The sequence below is a fragment of the Pedobacter sp. 01T416_2 genome, from assembly GCF_056398925.1.
Genome location: NZ_JBFTQI010001028.1, coordinates 1 through 1,631, shown reverse-complemented (window position 1 = coordinate 1,631; position 1,631 = coordinate 1). Strand labels below are relative to the sequence as shown.

The 1,631-nt window shown below is 39.1% G+C and carries 3 protein-coding genes; 2 read left to right on the top strand and 1 reads right to left on the bottom strand.

Annotation, left to right across the window (positions count from 1 at the left end):
- Positions 1-183, top strand: a 183-nt coding sequence (locus AC1DPQ_RS27010; protein WP_477611462.1) for a hypothetical protein, incomplete at its 5' end; no start/stop codon positions are given.
- Here the strand turns inward: AC1DPQ_RS27010 and AC1DPQ_RS27005 are convergent.
- Entirely contained in the window at positions 175-1,044 is an 870-nt protein-coding gene (locus AC1DPQ_RS27005; protein ID WP_477583904.1) for a diacylglycerol/lipid kinase family protein, read from the bottom strand. The two genes, AC1DPQ_RS27010 and AC1DPQ_RS27005, sit on opposite strands and share 9 nt — an antisense overlap.
- Before the next feature lie 57 nt (positions 1,045-1,101).
- Between AC1DPQ_RS27005 and AC1DPQ_RS27000 the strand changes: the two genes are divergently transcribed.
- Positions 1,102-1,631: phosphatase domain-containing protein (locus AC1DPQ_RS27000; protein ID WP_477611461.1), on the top strand; the 530-nt coding region annotated here is incomplete at its 3' end.

Here is a 1,631-nt window from a genome sequence, read left to right as displayed (position 1 = left end):
ACCTATTATATTCAGTTTCCATTCCGTTTGGTGGTTTGGGTATTTTCTATCGGCTTTATTACTTATTTGCCAGAAGTGTTAAACCTCGGCGAACGTTGGTTTGATATTTTGTTCCGCATCTGTTTTATTGCCGAATTCTTCAGATTGTATTTTACCATTAAAATTCACCGTTCATCATTCTGATACACCAGGTAAAACCACCGTTATGGCAGCAGGCAGAATTTTTGCTTCAACGGTATTCACCCTGCCAATGTATTCTCCATCAACCTGAAAGTGTGCTTTATGTTTCGAAGAAATCTTAACCTCAGCGGTTTGAAATACTTCTATTTTTTTAGGATTGAAAGGCAATTTGGTGATCCATATTTTTAGTATTTCAAGATATGAGTAGTCTTTTACCAAAACCACTTCGAATAGATCGTCGTCTAATTTTCCGTCTGGGTTTATTTTTAATCCAGAACCATACATGGTTGCGTTCGCAATAGCCACCATTGCCGCTTTAGAAGTGATTGTTTCATCTTTAAGTTTCAATTGCACGTCCATTCTGCTGTGGTTCCATAAAGCATGCCATGTAGCCTTTGCATAACCCCACATGCCGCGTTGGGGAAGAGAATCAAATTTCTTTACCAGATAAGCATTAAAACCTAAATCGGATAAATGGATGCAGATTTCATCATTAAGTTTAACTACATGAATTTTTTGCAAGCGGCCTTCATCCAGAATAGCTAAAGCCAGTTCAATATCAGTCGGGATGCCTAATTCTTTCGCCATTCCATTTGCAGAACCGGCAGGGATAATCCCGATAGGGGTTTCAGTATGCAACAGACATTCAGCAACCAGTTTTAAGGTGCCATCGCCACCAACGGCTACCACACGATCTGCCTTCGCGCTTTTAATCCTTTCTTTTATCTGCTCTAAAGAGCAGTCTTCTGGTAATTCGAAAAGATCGATCTCCGTTTTTTTTGCATCGAAATGGGTAGAAATTACTTCCTTTAGGTTAATGTCATGGCTGCCCGAGCCTGGGTTGATGATGAATAATAATTTCATGTGTTACCTTATGGTTTACATCACAAACAACTTTTAATAAACTCTGTTTTAATACAGATGAATAAATCTGCTAGTGTTAAGGTATATCATGGCTATGGCCATGCACACAATTTGGTTGTTTATGGTCATGTTTTTAAACGCAAGGCAAAAACACAGCAGGTTTACAGCAATAATTTGTTTGTTAATATCGCGCATCTTTTAAAGCTCTTCATTTTAAAACCTTACGCTTTTGTTGAGGTGCGTTTGCAATTTTTTGATCAAACGATTTACAATAAAACCGAAGGGGATGGCTTTTTTAAATTCGAATGGAAAGCTGAACATGAGGTGCCTGCTGGTTGGCACTTTGTTAAAGTAGAAGCTGTTGATAAAAACGGGAAAGTTTTAAGTGCAGGTGAGGGTAAGGTATATGTACCCCACATTACGCAATATGCCTTTATTTCGGATGTGGATGATACCGTGATGATTTCTCATTCGGCAACTATAGGGCGGCGGTTGAGAGAGCTGTTTATCAAGAATCCACATACACGTARAACCTTTCCTGATGCAGCCAGTCATTATCAGCAATTGGCCATGTCGCACACTGAATC